The sequence below is a fragment of the Paenibacillus artemisiicola genome (assembly GCF_017652985.1).
GTDB classification, from domain to species: domain Bacteria; phylum Bacillota; class Bacilli; order Paenibacillales; family Paenibacillaceae; genus Paenibacillus_Z; species Paenibacillus_Z artemisiicola.
In genome coordinates, this window is record NZ_JAGGDJ010000050.1 from 1 (window position 1) to 24,473 (window position 24,473).

At 59.3% G+C, this 24,473-nt stretch carries 23 protein-coding genes, 6 tRNA genes and 1 rRNA gene; all 30 read left to right on the forward strand.

The window, feature by feature from the left end; genetic code table 11:
- Positions 1–101 (forward strand): 23S ribosomal RNA (locus I8J29_RS28755); the annotation flags it as partial.
- 191 nt (positions 102–292) lie between these two features.
- A tRNA-Met gene (locus tag I8J29_RS28760) sits at positions 293–369 on the forward strand.
- Between the two features lie 9 nt (positions 370–378).
- Positions 379–454 (forward strand) — tRNA-Val (locus tag I8J29_RS28765).
- A 14-nt stretch (positions 455–468) separates the two neighbouring features.
- Positions 469–545 (forward strand) — tRNA-Asp (locus I8J29_RS28770).
- A gap of 77 nt (positions 546–622) precedes the next feature.
- Positions 623–698: transfer RNA gene (locus tag I8J29_RS28775), tRNA-Phe, on the forward strand.
- Between the two features lie 34 nt (positions 699–732).
- A tRNA-Tyr gene (locus I8J29_RS28780) sits at positions 733–817 on the forward strand.
- Positions 818–832: 15 nt separating this feature from the next.
- Positions 833–905, forward strand: a tRNA-Lys gene (locus tag I8J29_RS28785).
- A 133-nt stretch (positions 906–1,038) separates the two neighbouring features.
- Positions 1,039–1,980, forward strand: coding sequence for an MraY family glycosyltransferase (locus tag I8J29_RS28790; protein ID WP_208850780.1), 942 nt, complete (start codon positions 1,039–1,041; stop codon positions 1,978–1,980).
- A gap of 72 nt (positions 1,981–2,052) precedes the next feature.
- On the forward strand, positions 2,053–3,207 hold the full coding sequence (locus tag I8J29_RS28795; protein WP_208850781.1) for a PucR family transcriptional regulator: 1,155 nt from the start codon (positions 2,053–2,055) through the stop codon (positions 3,205–3,207).
- A gap of 91 nt (positions 3,208–3,298) precedes the next feature.
- Entirely contained in the window at positions 3,299–4,420 is a 1,122-nt protein-coding gene (locus I8J29_RS28800) for an ABC transporter ATP-binding protein (RefSeq protein WP_208850782.1), read from the forward strand.
- A gap of 208 nt (positions 4,421–4,628) precedes the next feature.
- Positions 4,629–5,567 (forward strand): HPr(Ser) kinase/phosphatase, encoded by a 939-nt coding sequence (hprK, locus tag I8J29_RS28805; RefSeq protein ID WP_208850783.1) that lies wholly within the window; start codon positions 4,629–4,631, stop codon positions 5,565–5,567.
- A gap of 61 nt (positions 5,568–5,628) precedes the next feature.
- Entirely contained in the window at positions 5,629–6,663 is a 1,035-nt protein-coding gene (lgt, locus tag I8J29_RS28810; protein ID WP_208850784.1) for a prolipoprotein diacylglyceryl transferase, read from the forward strand.
- A gap of 10 nt (positions 6,664–6,673) precedes the next feature.
- On the forward strand, positions 6,674–7,330 hold the full coding sequence (gene ppaX / locus I8J29_RS28815; protein ID WP_208850785.1) for a pyrophosphatase PpaX: 657 nt from the start codon (positions 6,674–6,676) through the stop codon (positions 7,328–7,330).
- A 6-nt stretch (positions 7,331–7,336) separates the two neighbouring features.
- On the forward strand, positions 7,337–7,828 hold the full coding sequence (locus I8J29_RS28820) for an acyltransferase (RefSeq protein ID WP_208850786.1): 492 nt from the start codon (positions 7,337–7,339) through the stop codon (positions 7,826–7,828).
- A gap of 1 nt (position 7,829) precedes the next feature.
- A complete protein-coding gene (locus I8J29_RS28825; RefSeq protein WP_338113312.1) occupies positions 7,830–8,963 on the forward strand; it encodes a polysaccharide deacetylase family protein in 1,134 nt (377 codons plus the stop codon).
- Positions 8,964–9,122: 159 nt separating this feature from the next.
- Complete coding sequence (locus I8J29_RS28830; protein ID WP_208850787.1) at positions 9,123–10,364, forward strand: ATP phosphoribosyltransferase regulatory subunit; 1,242 nt, start codon at positions 9,123–9,125, stop codon at positions 10,362–10,364.
- Positions 10,361–11,026 carry an ATP phosphoribosyltransferase gene (gene hisG, locus I8J29_RS28835; protein ID WP_208850788.1) on the forward strand — a complete coding sequence of 222 codons (666 nt, stop codon included), beginning with the start codon at positions 10,361–10,363 and terminating at the stop codon, positions 11,024–11,026. Before I8J29_RS28830 ends, hisG begins: the two co-directional genes overlap by 4 nt.
- Positions 11,027–11,184: 158 nt before the next feature.
- The gene (hisD, locus tag I8J29_RS28840; protein ID WP_208850789.1) at positions 11,185–12,480 is read left to right on the forward strand and encodes a histidinol dehydrogenase; all 1,296 of its coding nucleotides are present in this window, start codon (positions 11,185–11,187) and stop codon (positions 12,478–12,480) included.
- A 203-nt stretch (positions 12,481–12,683) separates the two neighbouring features.
- Positions 12,684–13,283, forward strand: coding sequence for an imidazoleglycerol-phosphate dehydratase HisB (gene hisB, locus I8J29_RS28845; RefSeq protein ID WP_420831172.1), 600 nt, complete (start codon positions 12,684–12,686; stop codon positions 13,281–13,283).
- Positions 13,284–13,904 (forward strand): imidazole glycerol phosphate synthase subunit HisH, encoded by a 621-nt coding sequence (gene hisH / locus I8J29_RS28850; protein ID WP_208850791.1) that lies wholly within the window; start codon positions 13,284–13,286, stop codon positions 13,902–13,904.
- A gap of 300 nt (positions 13,905–14,204) precedes the next feature.
- Positions 14,205–14,963 carry an imidazole glycerol phosphate synthase subunit HisF gene (gene hisF / locus I8J29_RS28855; RefSeq protein ID WP_208850792.1) on the forward strand — a complete coding sequence of 253 codons (759 nt, stop codon included), beginning with the start codon at positions 14,205–14,207 and terminating at the stop codon, positions 14,961–14,963.
- Positions 14,960–15,649: a bifunctional phosphoribosyl-AMP cyclohydrolase/phosphoribosyl-ATP diphosphatase HisIE gene (gene hisIE, locus I8J29_RS28860; RefSeq protein ID WP_208850793.1), complete on the forward strand. Its 690-nt coding sequence runs from the start codon at positions 14,960–14,962 to the stop codon at positions 15,647–15,649. The genes hisF and hisIE overlap by 4 nt, the downstream gene beginning before the upstream one ends.
- Positions 15,650–16,006: 357 nt before the next feature.
- A complete protein-coding gene (locus I8J29_RS28865) occupies positions 16,007–16,957 on the forward strand; it encodes a ribose-phosphate diphosphokinase (protein WP_208850809.1) in 951 nt (316 codons plus the stop codon).
- A gap of 224 nt (positions 16,958–17,181) precedes the next feature.
- A complete protein-coding gene (locus I8J29_RS28870; protein ID WP_208850794.1) occupies positions 17,182–18,924 on the forward strand; it encodes a tetratricopeptide repeat protein in 1,743 nt (580 codons plus the stop codon).
- Positions 18,925–18,953: 29 nt separating this feature from the next.
- Positions 18,954–19,901, forward strand: coding sequence for a thioredoxin-disulfide reductase (gene trxB, locus I8J29_RS28875; RefSeq protein ID WP_208850795.1), 948 nt, complete (start codon positions 18,954–18,956; stop codon positions 19,899–19,901).
- Between the two features lie 201 nt (positions 19,902–20,102).
- Positions 20,103–21,053 (forward strand): ROK family glucokinase, encoded by a 951-nt coding sequence (locus I8J29_RS28880; RefSeq protein ID WP_208850796.1) that lies wholly within the window; start codon positions 20,103–20,105, stop codon positions 21,051–21,053.
- 78 nt (positions 21,054–21,131) lie between these two features.
- Complete coding sequence (gene rapZ / locus I8J29_RS28885) at positions 21,132–22,022, forward strand: RNase adapter RapZ (RefSeq protein WP_090640016.1); 891 nt, start codon at positions 21,132–21,134, stop codon at positions 22,020–22,022.
- Positions 22,023–22,030: 8 nt separating this feature from the next.
- The gene (locus I8J29_RS28890) at positions 22,031–23,014 is read left to right on the forward strand and encodes a gluconeogenesis factor YvcK family protein (protein WP_090640014.1); all 984 of its coding nucleotides are present in this window, start codon (positions 22,031–22,033) and stop codon (positions 23,012–23,014) included.
- A 6-nt stretch (positions 23,015–23,020) separates the two neighbouring features.
- Positions 23,021–23,950 (forward strand): DNA-binding protein WhiA, encoded by a 930-nt coding sequence (whiA, locus tag I8J29_RS28895; RefSeq protein ID WP_208850797.1) that lies wholly within the window; start codon positions 23,021–23,023, stop codon positions 23,948–23,950.
- 100 nt (positions 23,951–24,050) lie between these two features.
- The gene (locus tag I8J29_RS28900) at positions 24,051–24,320 is read left to right on the forward strand and encodes an HPr family phosphocarrier protein (protein ID WP_090583454.1); all 270 of its coding nucleotides are present in this window, start codon (positions 24,051–24,053) and stop codon (positions 24,318–24,320) included.
- The last annotated feature ends 153 nt before the right edge of the window (positions 24,321–24,473 follow it).

Here is a 24,473-nt window from a genome sequence, read left to right on the forward strand (position 1 = left end):
GTATGTAAGACCCCTTGAAGACGACGAGGTAGATAGGTTCGAGGTGGAAGCGCAGCAATGCGTGGAGCTGACGAATACTAATCGGTCGAGGGCTTATCCAAGGTACATCGTTCAGCTAAGCAAGACCTTCGCAAAGGTTCGTATCCAGTTTTCAGGGTGCAATTCCGAGTATTGACTGTCGACAAGTGCGCCATGTTAATTACCGATTGTAAAGACGTTTGGCGACGTCTAAACCTGACCTACATAACTGCCTCGGTTATGAATGGACAAGCAGTTCGCGAGGCAACAACGTGGCGGCGTAGCTCAGCTGGCTAGAGCATTCGGTTCATACCCGGAGGGTCGGGGGTTCGAGTCCCTCTGCCGCTACCATATTCCCTAGGAGGCTTAGCTCAGCTGGGAGAGCATCTGCCTTACAAGCAGAGGGTCGGGGGTTCGATCCCCTCAGCCTCCACCATTCATTACTAACGCGGAGCCGTGGTGTAGAGGCCTAACATGCCTGCCTGTCACGCAGGAGACCGCGGGTTCGAATCCCGTCGGCTCCGCCATTTCCTTCAAAATCGTGAGTTGTCTTCAGATAGCTGAACCATCGGCCGAAGCTCGACGTCACATTTTGTTCTTGCTTGGCTCGGTAGCTCAGTTGGTAGAGCAGAGGACTGAAAATCCTCGTGTCGGCGGTTCGATTCCGTCCCGAGCCACCATTTGTTTTCTAGGCAATATGCCTGATGCATTCGTGGAGGGCTAGCGAAGTGGCCAAACGCGGGAGACTGTAAATCTCTTCCTTCCAGGTTCGGTGGTTCGAATCCATCGCCCTCCACCATTCCCTTCACAGTAAGAGCCATTAGCTCAGTTGGTAGAGCACCTGACTTTTAATCAGGGTGTCGTAGGTTCGAGTCCTACATGGCTCACTTTCGACGCTTTCAAGAACCTGTAGGTCATTGACCTGCAGGTTTTTTGTTGTTCCCCGAGCGGATTAATCATTCGGCTGCGGGTAAACTGAACTCAAAGACGTACTGCTTCGCGTCAGGGGGTTTCATCTAAATGACATTAGCACTTGCGGCATTGTTATGCTTTACGATCGTGGCTACGCTCGTTCCCGTTCTTCGGCGACTGGCAATTCGATACGGATTCGTCGACCGTCCGAATGCCCGGAAAATTCACAAGACGCCGGTTCCGCTTATGGGAGGCGCCGCGCTTTACGTCGGCATTGCCACGACGCTTTTGATCGTTCAAGGCGCTACTTCGCTCAGTCTGACCATCGCCATCGGCGGCCTCGCGCTCGTCCTGACCGGGCTGCTCGACGATGCGGCCAAGGCAAAAGGAAAGGATTTTCCCGTATGGCCGCGCGTGATCGTTTATTTGGTCGTAGCGGCTACGCCCTTATGGTTCGGCATTGAGATCGAAGGTTTGTCGAGCCCGCACGGCATGCTGATTTTCCCGCATTGGCTGGGCATCGTCGGGTCGATTGTTTGGGTGTTCGCCTTAATCAACATGATCAACTTCATTGATGGCGTAGACGGTCTCGCCTCTGGGGTCGCGACGCTCTCTTCGTTGACCCTATTCGTTGCCGCGCTCATCAAACATCAATTCCCGACCGCGCTGCTTGCGGTGATTCTGGTTGCCGCGTGCATCGCCTTCTTAATGTATAATTTTTACCCGGCGCGGATCTTCATGGGCGATGCGGGGGCTACGTTCCTCGGCTATTCCTTGGCCGTAACGGCGGTGGACGGGGCTTTCAAGAGCGCTACGCTGGTTACGGTGGCGGTGCCGCTGCTGGCCCTCGGGGTACCGATTTTGGATACGGCCGTCGTCATGCTCCGGAGGCTCCTATCGGGCAAAGGGCTTCACCGCGCGGATAAACTGCATACGCACCATGTTCTCATGCGTTGGGGGCTTACGCAAATTCAGACGGTCTCCTTCATTTATTTGATCGCCGCGCTTTTCTCGCTGCTGTCGCTGGTGCTGCTGCTCGCGCTAAGCTGAAAAAACAGTCGATTTGTGGTATACTGGTGCATAAAAAAAGCGCGATTCGCGCCGACGGATAGGGGCAAACCGATGAGTGATGCAAAATGGATCACGCAGTTGCAAGCCGTTCTGGACTGCCCGGTCCGAGAGCATCAGCTCCCGATTCATGACTGGCGATTGTTGAGCAGCGAGCAGAGCCATTCTCCGAATGGCCGATTGCAAAAGTCAAAAGCGAATGCGGTTACAATTGGCGATTATGTCGAAGGTCCGGAAGGCGCGACGTGGTTTGCGCTGGAGCAGGAAACGGAGCTTCTGCATATCCTCGAAGTTTGTCGGCGCGAGCTGAGCGAGACGGAGCAGCGCCTCATCGGGTGGACGTTGAGTCAAATGCTTACGGATCGTTCCAAAACGTTCGACGGCATGACGGAGTCCGAACGCTATGCCAGAGAACTAGGAGCGTGGATCGACGAGCAGTTGGAAACCGGCGATCCGAAGCAGCAGCTGCCCGATCGGTTTGTCTCGCGGGGACGATTGTTTTCGTCCATGATCCCGTTCCTGCTGGTCAGCGAACAGCCGGAGCCGGGAGGATCCAACTTCGGAGAACTGGAAAAGCTGCTGCGGACGTTCCTGGCGGAAGAGGTGCTGATCATTCCCCTGAAGGAGCAGGAGTGGCTGATTCTGGGGCCGGCTTCCCTCATTCATGACGCCCAGTCGGGCGAGCGGGACGAGGAGGATGACGAATCCCTCGAAGAGAGCTTGTCTTCGATCGCTTCCGGTCTGCACGAAATGCTGTCCAGCGAATGGATGGGCGGCGAATGCCACCTGGCGGTCTCCCACCCGATCTCGCCGGCGAATTCCATCGTCGGGACGACGGCTCTGCTGCGCGAAACCGTTCATCTCGGCCGTGCCTTTCATCTCGGGTCGAATATTCATTTGCCATGGATGCTTCATCTGGAGCGGCTGCTCAATACCATTCCCGAAGCGCACCGCATCAAATTCGTGGAACAGGCGCTCAAACGGACGGACGCCTTCTTGGATCCGGAAATTCTGACGACCCTGGAAACGTTCTTCGCGTTGGATTGCAATGTCAGCGAAACCGCGAAAAAGCTCTATATTCATCGGAATACGCTGCTGTACCGGTTGGACAAGCTGAAACAGGAGACGGAGCTGGACGTCCGGCAGTTCCGGGACGCCGTGCTCGTCAAAATTATTTTGCTATTGTATAAAGTGACGAAAAGGACTTAGTTTTTTTGTAAGGTATGTGCATAGTCATATGGACAGCACTGATATAAACTAAATGTAGTGAAAGACAACTAATCGTTAGGGGGAAGCACAAATGGCTGGTGTACGCTTAGAACACGTTTACAAAAAATACGCGGGTAGTGACCTCGCTTCGGTTAAAGATTTCAACCTCGACATCAAAGACAAGGAATTCCTGGTTCTGGTCGGTCCGTCCGGTTGCGGCAAGTCCACGACGCTTCGTATGATCGCAGGTCTTGAAGAAATCTCCGAAGGTAAACTGTTCATCGGCGAACGTCTCGTTAACGACGTTGCTCCGAAAGACCGCGACATCGCGATGGTATTCCAATCGTACGCCCTGTACCCTCACATGAACGTTTACCAAAACATGGCTTTTGGTCTGAAACTGCGTAAATTCAAAAAAGCGGAGATCGACAAGCGCGTTCGCGAAGCCGCTAAAATTCTCGATATCGAACACCTGCTCGACCGTAAACCGAAAGCACTCTCCGGCGGTCAGCGTCAACGTGTCGCCCTCGGCCGTGCTATCGTCCGTGAGCCGCAAGTCTTCCTGATGGACGAACCGCTCTCCAACTTGGACGCGAAACTTCGCGGTCAAATGCGCGCGGAAATCTCCAAGCTGGCAAAACGTCTGGAAACGACCGTTATCTACGTAACGCATGACCAGATCGAAGCCATGACGATGGGTGACCGGATCGTCGTTATGAAAGACGGCATCATCCAACAAGCCGCTTCCCCGGAAGAACTGTACAACCACCCGGTTAACATTTTCGTAGCTGGCTTCATCGGAGCCCCTGCGATGAACTTCATCACGGGCACGCTGAACGAAGCTGGCGGTTCCGTTCGCTTCAAAGCGTCGGGCGTCGACGTTCTCGTCCCTGATGGCAAAGCGCAATTGCTGCGCGAAAGAGGCTTGATCGGCAAAGAAATCATCCTGGGCATTCGTCCGGAAGACCTGCACGAAGAGCCGGTATTCCACGAGGCTTCCCCGCAAACGATCGTGAACGCTCACGTCGAAGTTGCCGAGAACCTTGGTCACGAAATGTACCTGTACCTGAACGGCGTAGGCAAAGATACGGTTATCGCGCGTATCGACGGCCGTTCCGGCGTAAAAGAAGGCACGAACGTGAAGCTCGCGCTCGATATGAACAAAGTTCATATCTTCGACAAAGAGAGCGAACTGAACGTATTCGAAGCTTAATTAACGGGACTTATCCCTACGAACGGCCGTCCGATTTTATCGGGCGGCCGTTTTTTGCGCATGGGCGTCCGACGGAGCAAGGACCTGCCTGTCTTCCCACTCGCTTGGCGTTGATTTCGGTTCTTATTTCCTATAGGATGAATACATCTGGAATTTTACTACTACCAATCAACGCGTAGCCGGCTGCGGGTTTTGAGGAGGCCAATCGATGGGCAAGAAAGTGAAAGTATCGGATCTGGTGAGCCAGTTTCAGCTCGAAATTTTGGGCGGCGAAGACGGTCTGAAACGCAGCATCTCCCTGGACGATTTGTCCCGACCGGGACTTGAAATGGCAGGGTATTTCGATTTCTACCCGAAGGAACGCGTGCAAATTCTCGGGAAAACGGAAATTACGTTCATGGACACGCTGTCCAAGCAGGAGCGGATCGACCGGATCGAGCGGCTGTTCGACGACGAAACCCCTTGCTTCATTATTACGCGGGGCTTGGACGCGCCCGCCGAGCTGATCGAACAGGCAAATCTGCGGCAGATCCCGGTGCTGCGCAGCAACGCGGCGACGACGATCTTCTTAAGCCGCATCACGAACTTCCTCGAGCGCAAACTGGCACCATCCGCGACGATTCATGGCGTCCTCGTGGACGTGTACGGGGTCGGGATGCTGATAACGGGCGGCAGCGGCATCGGCAAGAGCGAAACGGCGCTCGAATTGGTGAAGCGCAGCCATCGCCTCGTTGCCGACGATGCGGTGGAAATCCGCCAGACGTCCGACAACCAACTGCACGGGACGGCGCCCGAGCTGATCCGGCATCTGCTCGAGATTCGCGGACTGGGCATCATCAACGTCATGACGCTGTTCGGTGCAGGCGCCGTTCGCAATAACAAGCGGATCAGCGTCGTCATTAAGCTGGAGAACTGGCAGGCCGACAAGCAGTATGACCGGCTTGGCCTCGACGAAGAGACGACGCGGATCATCGATACGGACGTGCCGATCGTGACGGTCCCGGTCCGGCCCGGACGAAACCTCGCGGTCATCATCGAAGTGGCGGCGATGAACTTTAGGCTGAAGCGGATGGGGTACAACGCGGCGCTGCAGTTTACGAACAAGCTGACGGAGACGATCGCGGAGGACGCGGACGATTTCGATTGATTGCCGGCTTGAGGTGGACCCGGATTATCAAAACCGATAATAGAGAAGGAGCCAAGGACGCATGTTTGGATTACGTTTAGATCCGATCGCTTTCTCGCTGGGCCCGATCAGCGTGCACTGGTATGGCATCATTTTGGGAAGCGCGGCGCTTGTCGGCTTGCTGCTGGCGGTGCGGGAAGGCCGGCGCTTCGGGTTATCGCCGGACTTTTTCATGGATTTGCTGCTGTTCGGGGTACCGTCGGCCATTATCGGCGCCCGCATTTATTTCGTGGCCTTTCAATGGGACGAGTACAAGAACCATTTGATGGACGTCTTTAAAATTTGGAACGGCGGGATCGCGATCTACGGCGCGCTGATCGGCGCGTTCGTCTGCGGCATTATCTATTTCCGGCAAAAGGGCTATAGCTTCTGGCGGATCGCCGACATCTGCGCGCCGTCGCTCATCGCGGGCCAAATGATCGGCCGCTGGGGCAACTTCGTCAACCAGGAAGCGTACGGCGGCCCCGTCGAGGAGGGCTTCTTGCGCAATACGCTTCACCTGCCGGGCTGGATCGTAAACCAAATGAACGTCGAAGGCACGTTCCATCACCCGACTTTCCTCTACGAGTCGCTCTGGAACCTGGTCGGTCTCGTCATCCTGCTCATTATTCGCCGCCGTCCGTTTCTGCGCGCGGGCGAGGCGCTCTTCTTCTACTTCATCTGGTACTCCGTCGGCCGCTTCTACGTCGAAGGACTGCGGACGGACAGCCTGGCGTTCCATGGGGCGGACTGGGCCGCTAGCGTCCTGAACGCGCTCTGGTCGCCGATGAAGACGGTATTCACGGCGCAAGGATTCCTGGATCCGTCGTACGGCAACATCCGGATCTCGCAGCTTCTGGCGGTGCTGCTCGTCGTCGCGTCCATCGCGATGATCATCGTCCGGCGCCGCACGGGGGCCGCTGCCGAGCATTATAACGATCCGATCATCAACTTCAAGACCGGCCTTCCCGCCGGTACCGAAAACAAAAAGAAGACGGATGCTGCGAACGGCAATCCGCCTGTCGAACACGACGGCGGCATGACGCGCGGAGCGGACGAATCGCCGATAAAGGAGTAACTCGCAAGGCATGACAAACACGATCAAAGCGGTACTGTTCGACTTGGACGGCACAATCATGGATACGAACGAGCTGATTATTCAGTCGTTTCTCTTCGCCTTGAAGGACATCGTTCCGCCGGATTTCACGCGGGAGCACATCATTCCGAGCATGGGTCTGCCGCTGTCTACGCAGCTGCAGCTGTTCTCGGGCCGCGAGCAGGTCGAAGATCTGGTGTTGGCGTACCGGGAAGTGAATCTCAGGCTGCATGACGAATACGTAAAAGCATTTCCCAGCGTCAACGAAGCGTTCCTGAAGCTGCGCGAAGCCGGCATCAAGATCGGGATCGTCACGACGAAGATTCGGCTCACGACCGAGCGCGGGCTGCGGTATGTCGGCCTGTACGAGTATGTGGAACCGGGCGCGATCGTGACGATCGAGGACGTAACCCGCCCGAAGCCCGATCCGGAGCCCGTGCGGCGCGCGCTGGACATCATCGGCACCAAGCCCGAAGAGACGCTGATGGTCGGCGACAGCGTGGTCGATATTCAAGCCGCGGAAGCGGCCGGCGTCGGATCGGTCGGCGTGGCCTGGTCGCTGAAGGGCGAACGGGTGCTGCGGGAATGCGGAGCCCGGCACATCCTACGCGATATGCGCGATTTATACGCCTTGGTCGGATTGGAGTAATCGCCGTTGAGAAACGTGGAGCGTTATCCCGTGGAAGGGCCGAACGCCCTCTGGCAGGTGTACCGGACGGTAAGCCGCCGAAAGGCGGTGCGCAACTTCGTCTTTATCCAGGCGGCGCGCTACTGTCCCTCCTTGCCGGTCAAAAACTGGATCTATCGGCGCGTGCTCGGCATGCAGGTAGGGCGCCATGCCGCGTTTGCGCTGATGGTCATGGTGGACGTGTTTTTTCCGGAGAAGATCGCGATCGGGGACAACTCGATCATCGGTTATAACACCACGATTCTGACGCATGAATATTTGATCCGGGAATACAGGCTCGGCCCCGTCCGCATCGGAGCGAACGTCATGATCGGCGCGAACACGACGATATTGCCCGGCGTGACGATCGGCGACGGCGCGGTGGTCGCGGCCGGTTCCGTGGTGCACAAGGACGTCCCGCCCGGTGCCTTCGTCGGCGGCAACCCCATTCAAGACATCCAGAGAAGGCAGGAGAACTGACGTGAACACGAACCGCAAAGCGTCCCTGACGGCGCTGCTCGTCGTGCTGGCTGCCGTGCTGACGGGCGGCTATTACCTTCAAGTCAAATGGTTATCGCATTCGTCGGCGGCCGCAATGGCACGACCAGGGGGCACGCCGCGCAAGCCGAGCGCAGCCGGCAAGCCGGGGGGCGGACCGATCGAAACCGACAATCCGCACGGGGTGTATTACCGCAATCGCGTCATCGTGCTCATGTATCACGAGGTGGCGGCAAAGCCGATGGACGACAAGGCGCTGCCGCTCGACAAGTTCAAACAGCAGCTGATGCTGATGAAACGAAACAACTTTCATTGGATTACGATGGAACAGTACAGACGGTTTATTTTGAAGGATGCGCCTGTCCCGGACAATGCCGTGCTGATGACGTTCGACGACGGCTACGAATCGTATTACACGGACGCTTATCCGGTGCTCAGGCAGTTCCATGTGCCGGCGACGAACTTCCTGATCGTCAACACCGTCGGCAATCCGCATCATATCGGGATTCCGAAGCTGACGTGGCAGCAGGTCGAGGAGATGCATCGGAACGGGTACGACTTCTACAACCACACCTTCGATTCCCATGCGTACGCTTCGCACGACGGCAAAGGCGGCAAACAGCTGCCGATGCTGGCGGCGCCGATGTACCTGAAGAAGCTGCACCGGAGCGAAACGACGAAGGAGTACCTCGTCCGCGTGAAAGACGACCTGGCGAAGGCGGATGACGTATTGGACGGCAAGCTGGGCAACAAGGATCATATCCTGGCCTTCCCGTACGGCGCGTACAGCAATGCCGTCCTCCGTCTCTGCCGCAAGCTGGGCATCGACGTCACGTTCACCGTCAAGCCCGGCATCAATGGCTACGGTCAGCGCAACGGTTACCGCGTCAACGCCGGCGGCATCGACGACAAGCCGGTCGCCCTGATCGATTTGATGAAAGAAGGAACCCGCATCACCAAACCGGGAAGCGACGCTTCCCGGTTTTTGCTGGAGTTCGGCGCGTTCAGCACGGCGATTCTGACGACCGTCCTGCTGAAGCTCCTGGTGAACGCGTGGGAGGACAACCATGGCCGGCGGATGCTGCGCAGGCGCCACGCGCACGACGATCGGGGGTAGCCGGCACCCGGCGCCGCGCTTAGGATGTTTTGCTGCGGTAAAGAGCTGCCGTATTGACGGAACATGCGGGGCGTGTTATTATTACGACTAATCCTTTATTTTGGCAGTATGGTAATATGGTAACACGTTAACAAACTAAAGTGTCGTAGGTGAAGAGAAATGTCCAAACCGAAGGTATTCGAGAAACCGATCGGCGTGAAGGATTATCTGCCGCATGCGGTAACGAAGCTGAGACAAATCGAAAATCAAGTGCTGGCTTGCATGCGTTCATGGGGGTATGAGCAAATCATGACTCCGACGATGGAATATTACGATACGGTCGGCGTAGCGAGTTCGACGTCCGACCAAAAGCTGTTCAAGCTGCTGAATAACCGCGGCACGACGCTCGTGCTCCGCTCCGACATGACGGCGCCGATCGCGCGCGTCGTGTCTTCCGTGCTGAAGGACGTCCAGTTCCCGATCCGGCTGTCGTATCATTCGTCCGTCTACCGCGCGATCGAAGAAGAAGCGGGACGCGATGCGGAGTTTTTCCAAACGGGCGTGGAGTTGGTCGGCGACGCCTCGCCGGACGCGGACGCGGAAGTGGTCGCGCTGGCCATCGCGTCGCTGAAGGCGGCGGGCGTGAAACGGTTCAAGATCGCGATCGGCCACGTCGGCTTCTTGAACGGGCTGTTCGAAGCGGCGCTTCCGGGCTGCCGCGACGCGCAGGAAGAGCTGAAGGCGTACCTGCTCGGCCGCGACTACGTCGGGTACCGGGAACGACTGCGCTCGCTGACGATCTCGGATGAGATGCGCGCGGAGCTCGAAGGCATCCTTCGCCTGCGGGGCGGCCAAGAGATCTGCAATCAGGCCATGGCGCTGCGGCTGGACGACATGGCGCTGTCCTCCATCCGCCATCTGTGCGAAATGTGGGACGTGCTCGAAGCATATGGCGTCTGCGAGCATGCGTTGATCGACCTGACGATGATCGGGGACTTCCAATACTACACGGGCATGACGTTCGAAGCGTACGCCGCGGATCTGGGCTTCCCGGTGGCGAGCGGCGGCCGCTACGACAATCTGCTGAAGCAGTTTGGGCGTCCGGCGCCGGCGACGGGCTTCGCGCTGAAGACGACGCGCATCCTCGAGCTGATCGGCGATGCCGACGATGACGCGGGGCCGGCGCGCGTGCTGATCGGCTACGATCCGGCCGGCCGCGCGGTCGCGCTGGAGAAGGCGCGCGAGCTGCGCGAAGCCGGCGGAGCGTCCGTTACCGTCATGACGGAACGGATGGATGCCGTTTCGCAGGCGGCCGTGCGCGAAGCGGCGTCGGGGGGCGGGCAGGTGCTGTACAAGGGCGTCGCGTTTACGAAGCTGCTGACGTATTTCGGCGGCGAGCGGGAAGGGGAGCAGCTGGCATGAATGCAAACGAATCGCAAGCGGCCGGGCGCGAGCTGCTGAAGGTCGCGATGCCGAAGGGCCGCATCTATAAGGTCGCCTCGCAGCTATTCCGCGACGCGGACGTGCCGATTCCGAGCGACTTCGACGACACGCGCAAGCTGATTATCGAGCTGCCGGATGCGGGCATGTCCTTCATCATGGCGAAGCCGGTGGACGTGCCGACCTACGTGGAATACGGCGTGGCCGATATCGGGATCGTGGGCAAGGACGTGCTGATGGAGGAAAACAAGGACGTCTACGAGCTGCTGGATCTTGGCATCGCGAAGTGCCGCATGTCGGTCATCGGGCTGCCGGATTGGAAGCCGGTGATCCATCCCCGCGTGGCGACCAAATACCCGAGCGTGGCCTCGCAGTATTTCCGCGAGCAGGGACAACAGGTCGAGGTCATCAAGCTGAACGGCTCCATCGAGCTGGCGCCGTTGATCGGGCTGGCCGACCGGATCGTCGACATGGTCGAGACCGGGCAGACGCTTCGCGAGAACGGCCTCGTGGAGATGGAGACGATTTTCGGCATCACGAGCCGGCTGATCGCGAACCGCGTCAGCTACCGGATGAAAAATGAGGCGATCCAAAGCCTGTGCGATAAGCTGCAGCACGCGATCGCGGCGAAGGCGCTCGTGTAAGAAAGGGCAGCCTGGATCGGCGGCGCCCGGGTGTGGCGGGAACCGAACGGCTGGCTCAGGGTGGCGCGCTAGCACATGCGGCGCCCCGGCGGGCCGGATGCGGGCGCGTCCGAGCCTGCACGGACAAACGATAACGAGCGCGAAAGGAGCGGAGCGGCATGCGAAAGCTGCGTGCGGAGCAATTTGGATTAGAACGCAAGGTGGAGTACGGCTCCCCCGAGCAAAACGAGACGGTCGCCCGGATCGTCGAGGACGTCCGGACGGAAGGCGACGCGGCGCTGCTGCGCTATACGGAGCAGCTGGACCGGGTAACGCTGGACGCGGGGTCGCTGCGCGTCGCGGGCGAGGAGATACAGGCCGCGTACGATCGCGTGGATGCGGACTTCCTGGCGGCCATCCGTCAGGCGGCGGCGAATATCCGGGCGTTCCACGAGAAGCAGCTGCGGCAGTCATGGGTCGACGTGCAGCCGGACGGGACGATGCTCGGCCAGCTGCTGCGTCCGCTGAAGCGCGTTGGCGTCTACGTGCCGGGCGGCAAGGCGGCGTATCCGTCGTCCGTGCTGATGAACGTGATTCCGGCGCAGGTGGCGGGCGTGCCCGAGATCGTCATGGCGACGCCGCCGGCGACCGGCGGTCAGGCGGGCATCGATCCGTACATCCTGGTCGCCGCCGCGGAAGCGGGCGTCAAGGAGATGTACCGCGTCGGCGGCGCGCAAGCCGTCGCCGCGCTGGCGTACGGCACGGCCACGATTCCGCCGGTGGACAAAATCTGCGGCCCCGGCAACATCTACGTCGCGCTGGCGAAGCGCGCCGTCTTCGGCGTCGTGGCGATCGATAGCATCGCCGGCCCGAGCGAGATCGTCGTGCTCGCCGACGAGACGGCGGATCCCGCCTACGTCGCGGCCGACCTGCTGTCGCAGGCGGAGCATGACGAGATGGCGTCGGCGATACTCGTGACGACGTCCGAGACGCTCGGCGACGCCGTGACGGCCGAAGTCGAGCGGCAGTTGGCGACGCTGCCGCGCGAGGGAACGGCCCGCCGCTCCATCGAGGGCAACGGCGCGATTCTGCTGGCCGCGTCGATGGACGAAGCCGTCGCGGCCGTGAACCGGATGGCGCCGGAGCACTTGGAAATCATGACGGCCGAACCGATGACGCTGCTGGGCCGGATCGAGAACGCGGGCGCGATCTTCGTCGGCCCGTACAGCTCGGAGCCGGTCGGCGATTATTTTGCCGGCCCGAACCACATCCTGCCGACCAACGGCACGGCGCGGTTCTCGTCGCCGGTGAACGTGGACGATTTCGTGAAGAAATCGAGCTTGATCTCCTACAGCCGCGAGGCACTGCTGGCGAACGGCGGTCAAATCATGACGCTGGCGCGGCACGAAGGCCTCGAGGCGCACGCGAGAGCGATCGAGATCCGGCTGGAGCGGGAGCGTCTGAACGAACGTTAAGTTCAAGATGTAAGTTCTCGAGGTAAGCTAAGCGGGATGACCGAACGGGAGATCAAGCGGCGAGACGATCCGAACCGGTGCCGGCAGGCTCGACGGCCGCAAGCCGGCAGCACGTTAGGATCGGTCTGCATTAGGCTCGCATCGCGCAAGCCAGGCGGCGGCATTACGATCAGATTCGACGGGAAAGAAGGATGGATGCGATTATGGCGGAACAAGCAATTCGCGCGGCCGACGTGGCGCGCAAGACGAACGAAACGGACATTACGCTCGCGTTCGCGCTGGACGGGACGGGCGTATCGAAGCTCGAGACGGACGTGCCGTTCCTGAACCACATGCTGGACCTGTTCACCAAGCACGGCCAGTTCGACCTGACGGTCGAGGCGCGCGGCGACGTGGACATCGACGACCATCACACGGTCGAGGACATCGGCATCTGCCTCGGGCAGACCATCCGCGATGCGCTGGGCGACAAGCGCGGCATCAAGCGTTACGCGTCGGTGTTCGTGCCGATGGACGAGGCGCTGGCGCAGGTCGTGCTCGATCTCAGCAACCGGCCGCACTTCGAGTACCGGGCGGCGTATCCGTCTCAGCAGGTCGGCAGCTTCTCGACGGAGCTCGTGCACGAGTTTCTGTGGAAGCTGGCGTTGGAAGCGCGCATGACGCTGCACGTCATCGTGCATTACGGCCACAATACCCATCATATGATCGAAGCGGTGTTCAAGGCGCTCGGCCGCGCGCTTGACGAAGCGTCGACCGTCGATCCGCGCGTGCAAGGAGTGCCCTCGACGAAGGGGGTCCTGTAAATGATCGCCATCATCGATTACGGCATGGGCAATCTGCACAGCGTGAGCAAGGCGGTGGAACGGCTCGGCTTCGAGGCGGTCGTGACCGCGGACGCGAAGGCGATCATGGACGCGGACGGCGCGATTTTGCCGGGCGTGGGAGCCTTCGGCGACGCGATGGAAAATCTGCGGAACACCGGGCTCGACGATGCGGTGCGGGCATACGGGGCGACCGGCAAGCCGCTGCTCGGCATTTGCCTCGGCATGCAGCTGCTCTTCAGCGAAAGCGAGGAGTACGGCCCGCACGAGGGCTTGAACCTGCTGCCGGGCACGGTCGTGCGGTTCCGGGGCGACTTCAAGGTGCCGCACATGGGCTGGAACAAGCTGACGTTCCGCCAAGAGAGTCCGCTATTCGCGGGGCTTGAGCCGGGGCATGTTTACTTCGTGCATTCCTTCCACGCGAAGCCGGAGCGCGACGGAGACCTGCTGGCGACGACGGATTACAACGGTCCGGTCACGGCGATCGTCGGCAGCGGCAACGTGTACGGCATGCAGTTCCACCCGGAGAAGAGCGGCGATCTCGGCATGAGCCTGCTCCGCAATTTCCTGGCGCTAACGGGCGCGCGCGAAGCGGTTCGCTGATCGCGGGCGGGCCGCGAAGCGCAGGGCGCGCGACGAACGGTTCCTCGGTTAACTCTTGATGAGGTTAAGTATTCGCGTCGTCAATAAAGCATGGCGTGAGGTTAAAGATTCGCATCACAAAGGTTTCACCCACAAAACTTAGCCCATGCTTCCGAAGCGAGTTTTGTTTTTCTTGCCGTTTTCTCCGGCGAGCTTCGCACCACAAAACTTAGCCTATGCTTCCGAAGCGAGTTTTGCTTTAACTTAACTTTTCCCAGGTTAAAGTTTCACTCACAAAACTTTTAGAATGGAGCGTCCTCCATGTTAGCGAAACGGATTATTCCCTGCCTCGACGTGAAGGACGGGCGCGTCGTCAAAGGCGTGAACTTCGTGAACCTTCGCGACGCCGGCGATCCCGTCGAGCTGGCGGCGATTTACGATAAGGAAGGCGCGGACGAGCTGGTGTTTCTCGATATTTCCGCTTCCGTCGAAGGCCGGGCCACGATGGTCGAGGTCGTCAAACGGACGGCGGGCGAAATCACGATCCCGTTCACGGTCGGCGGGGGCATCGGCCATGTCGACGACATGAAGCGGCTGCTGCGCGCCGGCGCCGACAAGATCGGCATCAACACGGCCGCCGTGAAGAATCCTTCGCTTGTCCAAGACGGCGCGAAGAAGTTCGGCTCGCAATGCATCGTGGTCGCGATCGACGCCAAGTTCAACCCCGAATGGGGCGAGTGGGAAGTGTACACGCACGGCGGCCGGACCGCGACCGGCATCAAGGCGCTCGCCTGGGCCAAGGAAGTCGAACGGCTCGGCGCCGGCGAGATTCTGCTGACGAGCATGGACGCCGACGGCACGAAGGACGGCTTCGACCTGAAGCTGACCCGCGCGGTGTCGGACGCGCTCGGCATTCCGGTCATCGCCTCCGGCGGCGCGGGCCGGGTGGAGCACTTTTACGACGTTTTCGAGCAGGGGCGCGCGGACGCGGGCCTGGCGGCGACGATTTTTCACTACAAAGAAATGACGATCCGCGACGTGAAGGACGACTTGCGGTTGAAAGGGGTCGAGATTCGATGAGCACGGGCAAGACGATTGGGGAACTAACCGAGCAAATCAAATGGGACGAGGCGGGCCTAGTCCCGGCGATCGTGCAGGATGCGAAAAGCAAGGAAGTGCTGATGCTGGCGTACATGAACCGGGAATCGCTGGCGCTGTCGGCGGAGTCGGGGACGACGTGGTTCTGGAGCCGCTCGCGTAGCGAGCTGTGGAACAAAGGCGCGACAAGCGGCCACACGCAGCGCATCGTGGCGATGCATTACGACTGCGACGGCGATACGCTGCTCGTCCGGGTGGACCAAACCGGTCCGGCGTGCCACACCGGCGCGTACAGCTGCTTCACCGGCGAAGTGGCGGGCATCAAGGGCGCGGAAGAAGGCGCGAGCTCCTTCCAGCAGTCCGGCGACCGGTTCGCGATGCTGAACCAGCTGGAAGCGACGATCGCCGAGCGCTACGCCGAGCGTCCCGAAGGCGCGTACACGACGTACCTGTTCGAGAAAGGCGTCGACAAGATCTTGAAGAAGGTCGGCGAGGAGACGGCGGAAGTCATCATCGCGGCCAAGAACCAAGACAACGACGAGCTTCGCTGCGAGACGAGCGATCTCCTTTTCCACCTGATGGTGCTGCTGCGCGAGCGGGGCTTGTCGCTGGACGAGGTCATGCGCGAGCTCGGCCATCGCCATAATCAGAAGAAGGCGTCCTCCTGATCCGTTGGGGGAGGCGCGAGCCGTAACCGAGCCGCGGAGCGCGCTCGGTTCTGTCGCGTCCGAAGGCGCGAAAATGCGTCAAGTCCGTGAACAAGCCCCGCGAGACGCCGCAAAGCGCCGGGATCGTGACGGCGGCCCTGGGCATGCGCGGTTGAGCGCCGGCCAGGGGCGGTCAGGGCGGTTCATTTCCAAAGATCGTTTTTTGAAATATGGCGGTTTCCATGTATAATGAAAGTTGTCGAAACAAGCGGTATTTTCAAATGCCGGAAAGTCGGTCGTTAAGTTGTATCTCCCGGCCGTTCGCGGAGGGAAGAAAGTCTTACATTCAGTGGTCTAATCGCTCAGGAGGGTATTATGTTGTTTAGCGACAAGCTGCGTATTTTCTCGGGTTCCTCGAATCCTCAATTGGCTGAAAAAATCAGCGGAGAGCTCGGGCTGCCGCTCGGTAAAATCAAGGTGTCCCGGTTCAAAAGCGGCGAGATTTATGTTCACTACGAGGAAACGATCCGGAACTGCGACGTATTCCTGGTCCAATCGTTTTCGCATCCCATCAACGATCACTTCGTCGAATTGCTCGTCATGATCGATGCGGCGAAGCGTGCTTCCGCCCGTACGGTAAACATCATCATGCCTTATTACGGCTATGCGCGGCAAGAGCGCAAAGCGGCTCCCCGCGAACCGATTTCGGCCAAGATGGTCGCGGACGTCCTGACGACCGTAGGCGCGACGCGCGTCATTACGATCGATCTGCACGCCCCGGCGATTCAAGGGTTCTTCAACATTCCGGTGGATCACCTGACGGGTCTCGACCTGCTCAGCGACTACCTGAAATCGAAGAATATCCGGAACCCGGTCGTCGTGTCCCCGGATGCCGGACGCGCGTCGACCGCCGAGAAGCTGGCCAACTACTTGGATGCGCCGTTTGCCATCATGATCAAGAAGCGCCCGGCCCACAACGAGTCCATCATCACGCACGTCATCGGCGACGTCCAAGGGCAGACGCCGATCATCATCGAGGACATGATCGACACGGGCACCACGATCGTCAACGTCGTGGAAGGCTTGAAGGAACGCGGCGCCGAGGACGTATACGTCTGCGCGACGCATCCGCTCTTCTCGGGTCCCGCCCTGCAGCGATTGGATCATCCCAATATTAGAGAAGTCGTCGTCACGGACACGATCGCGCTCCCGGACAACCGTTCCGACCGGTTCAAGGTGCTCTCGGTCGCGCCGATCCTGGCGGAAACGACGCGGATCATCATCGAAGGCGGCTCCATCAGCACGCTCTTCAAGAACGCGGGCATCTAACCGGCGGCAGCCGGGGAGACGCCCCATACGGCCGCATTTCGCGGCCACCCACCGGAATCGCGGGCACTCGTCCGCGATTTGCCACGTATTCTTGCGTGTATGGATAGGCCGCGCTATGGTATAATCGTAGAAACTTTGTACGGGGCTGTTCATAATGACGTGCATAATTTCTGATGCGCTTGCGGGTACCGCTCGCCTGCGCAACCGAGGAGGTGCCTTGCGTTTTGAAAGAAAAAAAACTTGCGTTCGCCGGCCGCAGCACGAAAATCATACCGATTCAATGGGACGCAACGTTCTTCTTCGAGCGCGCGGTTCGCTCGATGGATCGATATCATTATGACAAGGCACTGAAATATTTCCGGCGCGCGGCCGAATACGAACCGGACAATCCCGTCAACCACTGCAACATGGCGGGCATTTTGTCCGAGATGGGGAATTACGAAGAATCCAACCGCATTCTCCAGTCCATCGTGACCGAGCTCGATCCCGAAATGACGGAATGCCACTTTTATATGGCGAACAACTACGCCAACATGGAAAGGTACGAAGACGCGGAGAACGCGCTGATCCGATACCTGGAGGAAGACGCCGAGGGGCAGTTCCTCGAGGAAGCGGAAGAGATGATGGAGCTGCTCCACTACGAGCTCGAGCGTCCGACGAAGCTGGCGTTCGTCAAGGCGCGCGAAGGCTTCTTCGAGCACGACAAAGCGAGAGCGATGCTGGAAGAAGGCAAATTCGCGGAGGCCGTCCGGCTGCTGGAGAGCATCGTCGAGAAGAACGGCGAGTTCCTGGCGGCGCGCAACAATCTGGCGTTGGCGTATTATTACATGGGCGTGTTCGATAAAGCGATGATCACGATCAAGCAGGTGCTGGAGCTGGAGCCCGGCAACCTGCACGCCTTGTGCAACCTGGCGATTTTCTACCAGCATGGCGGGGACAAAGAGCTGCTCGCGCCGCTCGTCGGGCTGCTGCGCAAGACCGTGCCGTTCCACCAGGAGCACGTGTTTAAGCTGGCGACGACAATGGGCATTCTAGGAGAGCATGGCGAAGCCTACCGGCACTTCATGCGGCTGCTCAAGGACGGCGGGCTGAAATCGGATGCCTGCTTGTACCACTACGCGGCCGTGGCGGCGTTCAACCTGGAACGCTACGACGAATCGCGGCGGTTATGGCTGCAAGTCCGGAAGCTGGACGCCGACTCCCACGTGCCGGGCTACTATCTGGAGCAGCTCGACCGCATGGCCCAAGGCCAGCCCGCCGCGCCGGCCAGCTATCATTATCACCTGCCGTTCGAGGAGCAATTCAAGCTGTGGGAGAAGTCGACGGAATCGCTGCCGGACCATATGAAGCGCGACCCGCTCGTCCGCTCGTCCTTCTTCTGGGCGCTGCGCCACGGCGACCGGCACACCAAGCTGCAGGTCATCCAGGCGCTCGGCATGATCGCCGACGGCGAAGTGAAGGACGCGCTGCGCGACTTCATCGTGGAGCCGCAGGAGGACGACTACCTGAAGCGGATCGCGATCTTCGTGCTCCGTTCCATCGGGGTGCACGAATCGCTGCACGCGATTCTCGAAGGCAAAGAGACCGTCATCGAGCACAGCCGGATGCCGTCTCGCCTGCCGATCTGGGAAGACAAATGGCAGTCCGTGCTGGAAGCGGCGCTCATGCGCATGAATAAGCAGTACGACCTCGTGCAGCAGCATGACCTGCTCACGCTCTGGATCGAATTCCTGTCTCGGGTCTACCCCGACGTGCCCAAGCTCGGGAAAGTCGAAGGGTGGGCCGCCGCGCTCGAATATCTGACCGCGAAGATGCACCGCCGCGAAATTTCGTACCACGAGGTCTCGCAGCGCTACGGCATCTCGATCGCGACCGTCAGCAAATGCGCCAAGCGCATCGACGAGATTTGCGGCATCAAAGAAAAAATGAGAACGATCTTCCCGGCATTGGCGGATCACCGCGACTAAGGGAGCGCACACGCAAAGGAGGCAACATCGTGTACAAAGCTATTATTATCGGAACCGGCCCGGCAGGTCTTACGGCCGCGATTTACCTGGCTCGCGCCAACATGAACCCGCTGGTCATCGAAGGCCCCGAACCGGGCGGCCAATTGACGACGACGACGGAAGTGGAGAACTTCCCGGGCTTCCCGGACGGCATCATGGGTCCGGACCTGATGGCCAACATGCGCAAGCAGGCGGAGCGCTTCGGCGCGGAATTCCGCACCGGCTGGGTCAACTCCGTCGATACCTCCAAGCGTCCGTTCACGCTGCAGGTCGAAGGCCAAGGCGAGCTGCAGGCCGAAGCGCTGATCATCTCGACCGGCGCCTCCGCGAAATACCTGGGCATCGCGAACGAGCGCGAGAACGTGGGCCGCGGCGTCAGCACGTGCGCGACCTGCGACGGCTTCTTCTTCCGCGGCAAGAAAATCATCGTGGTCGGCGGCGGCGACTCCGCCATGGAAGAAGCGAGCTTCCTGACGCGTTTCGCTTCCGAGGTCGTGCTGGTTCACCGCCGTCCGGAAATGCGCGCCTCCAAAATCATGCAGGACCGCGCGCGCGCGAACGACAAAATCAGCTGGGCGCTCGATCGCACGCCGCTTGAAGTCGTGGCCGGCGGCATGGGCGTCACCGGGCTGAAGGTGAAGAATAACGCGACGGGCGAAGAAGAAGTCATCGAGACGAACGGCATTTTCGTCGCGATCGGCCATACGCCGAACACGAAGTTCCTGAACGGCCAGCTGGAGACGGACGAAACCGGCTATCTGATCGTCAAGCCGGGCACGTCGGAGACGAACATCCCGGGCATCTTCGCCTGCGGCGACGTACAGGATCATAAGTACCGGCAAGCGATTACCGCGGCCGGCAGCGGCTGCATGGCGGCGCTGGATTGCGAGAAGTTCCTCGAGGGCCATGCGGTTCACGACTGGAGCCAATCGCTGTAATCGAAGCTTAAGGTTAGCGGAAGCGCGACGGGACGCTGTTCGGACGGACGAACAGCGTCGCTTCATGTCGGCGGACGTGCGCGAACCGGTTGATTTTGGCAAGTCCGGCTTATTCTTGACCAGTTGGAAGCGTTCGCTTATAGTTTAGTTGGAACGGAAGCAAGACCTGATCCTTATATTAGTTATAGAGGTGGCCCAGTGATGTCTGAGAAAATTGTCGTAGGCGTTGATATTGGCGGTACGTCCATCAAGGTAGGCATTTGCGATAGTGAAGGCAGTCTGCTGCATACGTATGAAGGACCGACGGAAGTCGAGAAAGGCTCCGACGTCGTCTGCGAGAACATCGCGGCGTACGCCCGCCTTATCGTGGAGCAGTCCCCGTTCGAGTGGGACCAAGTCGAAGGCGTCGGCATCGGCATCGCCGGCTTCTTGGACATTCCGCGCGGTTTCGTCCACAAGTCGGTCAACCTGTTCTTCGAGAACGTGCCGCTTAAAGATATTTTGGAAGAGAAGCTCGAGAAGAAAGTGCTCGTGAACAACGACGCGAACGTGGCGGCGCTCGGCGAAGCATGGGCCGGCGCGGGCCGCGGCATCTCGGATTGCGTCTGCTACACGCTCGGCACGGGCGTCGGCGGCGGCGTCATCATTAACGGCAAAGTCGTCGAAGGCTACAAAGGCATGGCCGGCGAGCTGGGCCATATGGCGATCGTGCCGGATCTCGAAGCGATCCAGTGCGGCTGCGGCAACAAAGGCTGCCTGGAAACCGTGTCGTCCGCGACCGGCATCATCCGGATGGCCAAAGACGCGGTAGAGCGCGGCGACCGCACGTCCCTGACGTTCGTGGAGCATATCATGGCGAAGGACGTCATCGACGCGGCGAAGGCCGGCGACGAAGTGGCGGCGCGCATCGTCAACCGCGCGGCGTTCTATCTGGGCAAATCGATGGCGACGGTCGCCGTCGTGCTCAATCCGCAGCGCTTCATCATCGGCGGCGGCGTATCGAAGGCGGGCGAGTTCCTGTTCGAACAGATCCGCGACGTCTTCCGCAAATCGACGCCGGACATGGCGCAGGAAGGCGTGGAAATCGTGCCGGCCATCCTCGGCAACGACGCGGGCGTCGTCGGCGCGGCCGGCCTGATCATCCGCGCGTAAGCAACCCGAGAAGTCTTTGGTTATCATAGATGCGTTATTCGACGGTTGAAGGGTTTCACGGGTAAGGAGGGATTGACGATGGAATCGGGAGGAACGGCGAAGGCGAAGCTCGTCATCATAACGGGCATGTCCGGTGCGGGCAAGACGATCGCGGTGCAGAGCCTGGAGGATCTGGGCTACTTCTGCGTCGATAATCTGCCGCCGGTGCTTATACCGAAATTCGCCGAATTGATCGAACAGTCCAACGGTAAAATCGGCAAGGTGGCGCTCGTGATCGACTTGCGGGGACGCGAGTTTTTCACGGCGCTGTCGGAATCGCTCAGCTATGTGAAAGAACATTATACGATCAGCTACGAGATCATCTTCCTCGACGCGACGGACAGCGTGCTCGTGCAGCGCTACAAGGAGAGCCGCCGGATGCATCCGCTGGCGCCCGAAGGGCTTCCGCTCGAAGGGATCGGCCTGGAGCGCCGGATGCTGGAGGATTTGAAGGGCTGGGCGACGCAGGTGATCGATACGAGCAGCCTGAAGCCGTCCCAGCTGAAGGAACGGATCAAATCCCGGTTTACGAATTCGGATTTGAGCACGATCTCGGTGAACGTCATTTCCTTCGGTTTTAAATACGGCGTCCCGATCGATGCCGATCTGATCTTCGACGTCCGGTTTTTGCCCAATCCGCATTATGTCGACCATCTGCGCCCGAACACGGGGCAGGATCCCGAGGTCTACGAGTACGTGATGAAATGGCCGGAGACGCAGGCGTTTCTCGCGAAGCTGCTCGACATGCTGCAATTTCTTATCCCTTTATACCGCAAGGAAGGCAAGAGTCAAGTCGTGATCGGCATCGGCTGTACGGGCGGCAAGCACCGGTCGGTGGCGATCGCGGAATACTTGGGGCGCATGCTCGGCAGCAGCGATACGGAAATCGTGCGCGTCAGTCATCGAGATGCAGATCGTGATCGGAGCTGAGGCAACCCATGGCGCAAGCTAGAAAGCAACAATTGCCCCGTATCGTCGTCATCGGCGGCGGCACGGGCTTGTCGGTCATGCTCCGGGGACTGAAGGAGAAGCCGCTCGACATCACCGCGATCGTCACCGTGGCGGACGACGGCGGCAGTTCCGGCATCCTGCGAAGCGAGCTGCAGATGCCGCCGCCGGGCGATATCCGCAACGTGCTCATCGCGCTCGCGGACGTCGAGCCGTTGCTGTCCGACGTGCTGAAGTACCGATTCAATTCCGGCACCGGTTTGGCGGGCCATAGTTTGGGCAACCTGATGCTGGCGGCGATGACCGACATTTCCGGCGATTTCGTCTCCGCGGTCCGGATGCTGAGCAAAGTATTGGCCGTCCGGGGACGGGTGCTGCCGGCCGCGGGCGAAGCCATCGTACTGAAGGGCGAAACGGTCGACGGCACCATTATTACGGGCGAATCCAACATTCCGAAAGCCGGCCAGGCGATCAAGCGGGTCTTCATCGAGCCGCCGGACGTCGAGCCGCTGGAGGAAGCGGTGGAGGCGATCCGGGAGGCGGACGCCATCCTGATCGGTCCGGGCAGCCTCTATACGAGCATCATTCCCAACCTGCTCGTGCCGAAGCTCGCGCAGAGCATCGTCGAGTCGTGCGCGATCAAGATGTTCGTCTGCAACGTCATGACGCAGCCGGGCGAGACGGACGATTATGCGGTCAGCGACCATTTGGCGGCCGTGCAGCAGCATATCGGCCATCAGTTGTTTGACTATGTCATCGTCAACGACGGCGAGATCCCGGAGCAGGTGCAGCAGAAATACGCCGAGATGGGGGCGAAAGCCGTCCATCTGGATTTGGACGAAGTGCAGCGGCGCGGTTACAAGGTAATCGCCGACAAGCTGGTCTTGTTCCGCACGTATTTGCGGCATGACGCCGACAAGCTGAGTCATCATATTTATCAGCTCGTGGAAAACTGGATGGAACGAAAGAGGTGAGGGAACATGTCTTTTGCGGGACAAACCAAAAAAGAATTGACGCTCATCGAAGCGGATGCGTGCTGTGAACGGGCGGAGTTGTCGGCGCTCATTCGCATGAACGGTTCGGTCTCGCTGTCCAGCCGAAAAATCATTCTCGACATCTCGACGGAAAACGCGGCAATCGCCAGACGGATCTACTCCCTCATCAAGAAGCAGTTCGCCGTGCACACGGAGCTGCTCGTGCGCAAGAAAATGAGGCTGAAGAAAAACAACGTGTATATCGTCCGAATCCCGGCCAAAGTGCAGGAGATCCTGAGCGAGCTCAGAATCGTCTCCGAGGGGTTTGTCTTTAATCAAGGCATCGACAAGGAGATCATCCGCAAATCATGCTGCAAGCGCTCCTACCTGAGAGGGGCGTTCTTGGCGGGCGGCTCCGTGAACAATCCGGAAGGCTCCTCGTACCACCTGGAGATTGCCACGATGTATGAAGAGCATTGCAAGGCGCTCGTAGAGCTGGCGAACAAGTTCGGCTTGAACGCCCGCTGCATCGAACGGAAGAAGGGGTTCATCTTCTACATGAAAGAGGGCGAGAAAATCATCGAGCTCCTCAGCATCATCGGGGCGCATCAAGCGCTGTTCAAGTTCGAGGATGTCCGAATCATGCGGGATATGCGCAACTCCGTCAACCGGATCGTCAACTGCGAGACGGCGAATTTGAATAAGACGATCGGGGCGGCGGTCCGTCAGATCGATAATATCAAGCTGCTGGAGCGCGAGGTGGGGCTCGAAAGCCTGCCCGACAAGCTCCGCGAGGTGGCGCATATACGATTGAGCCATCCGGACCTGAATTTGACGGAGGTCGGCGAAATGCTCAAAGGCAAGGTGAGCAAGTCCGGCGTCAATCACCGGCTGCGTAAAATCGACGAGCTTGCGGAAAAATTAAGGAACGGATAGGCAGAGGCTAGTGTACAATGCGTAAAAGTGGTATAATAGTGAATAAAACGACGTTTGCATATATGGTAACGGTTGAATTTCGTATAGGGGGTAAGGTTTCATGACAAGGCATCCGGTTGTCGTTCGACTGAAGACAGGTCTTCATGCAAGACCGGCCGCACTTTTTGTCCAGGAAGCGAACAAGTTTTCTTCCGAGGTCTTTGTTGAGAAAGACGATAAAAAAGTGAACGCAAAATCCATTATGGGGATTATGAGCCTTGCAATCAGCTCAGGCACTGAAGTCACGATAAGTGCGGAAGGTTCGGATGCCGACCAAGCTGTAACCGCTTTAGTCAACCTGGTCAGCAAGGAAGAGCTTGAGAACCAATAAGGACGAAATTACGGCTGTTTGGGGCCGTTCATTTCGATACGAGGAAACTCCCGTACGGGGGTTTTTTCTGTTTTTGTCCGGAGACGGGAGAATGTTTGCGCTATCCCGCAACATCGATGCGGCGGAACGCGTCTTACATAATGGAATCACCTA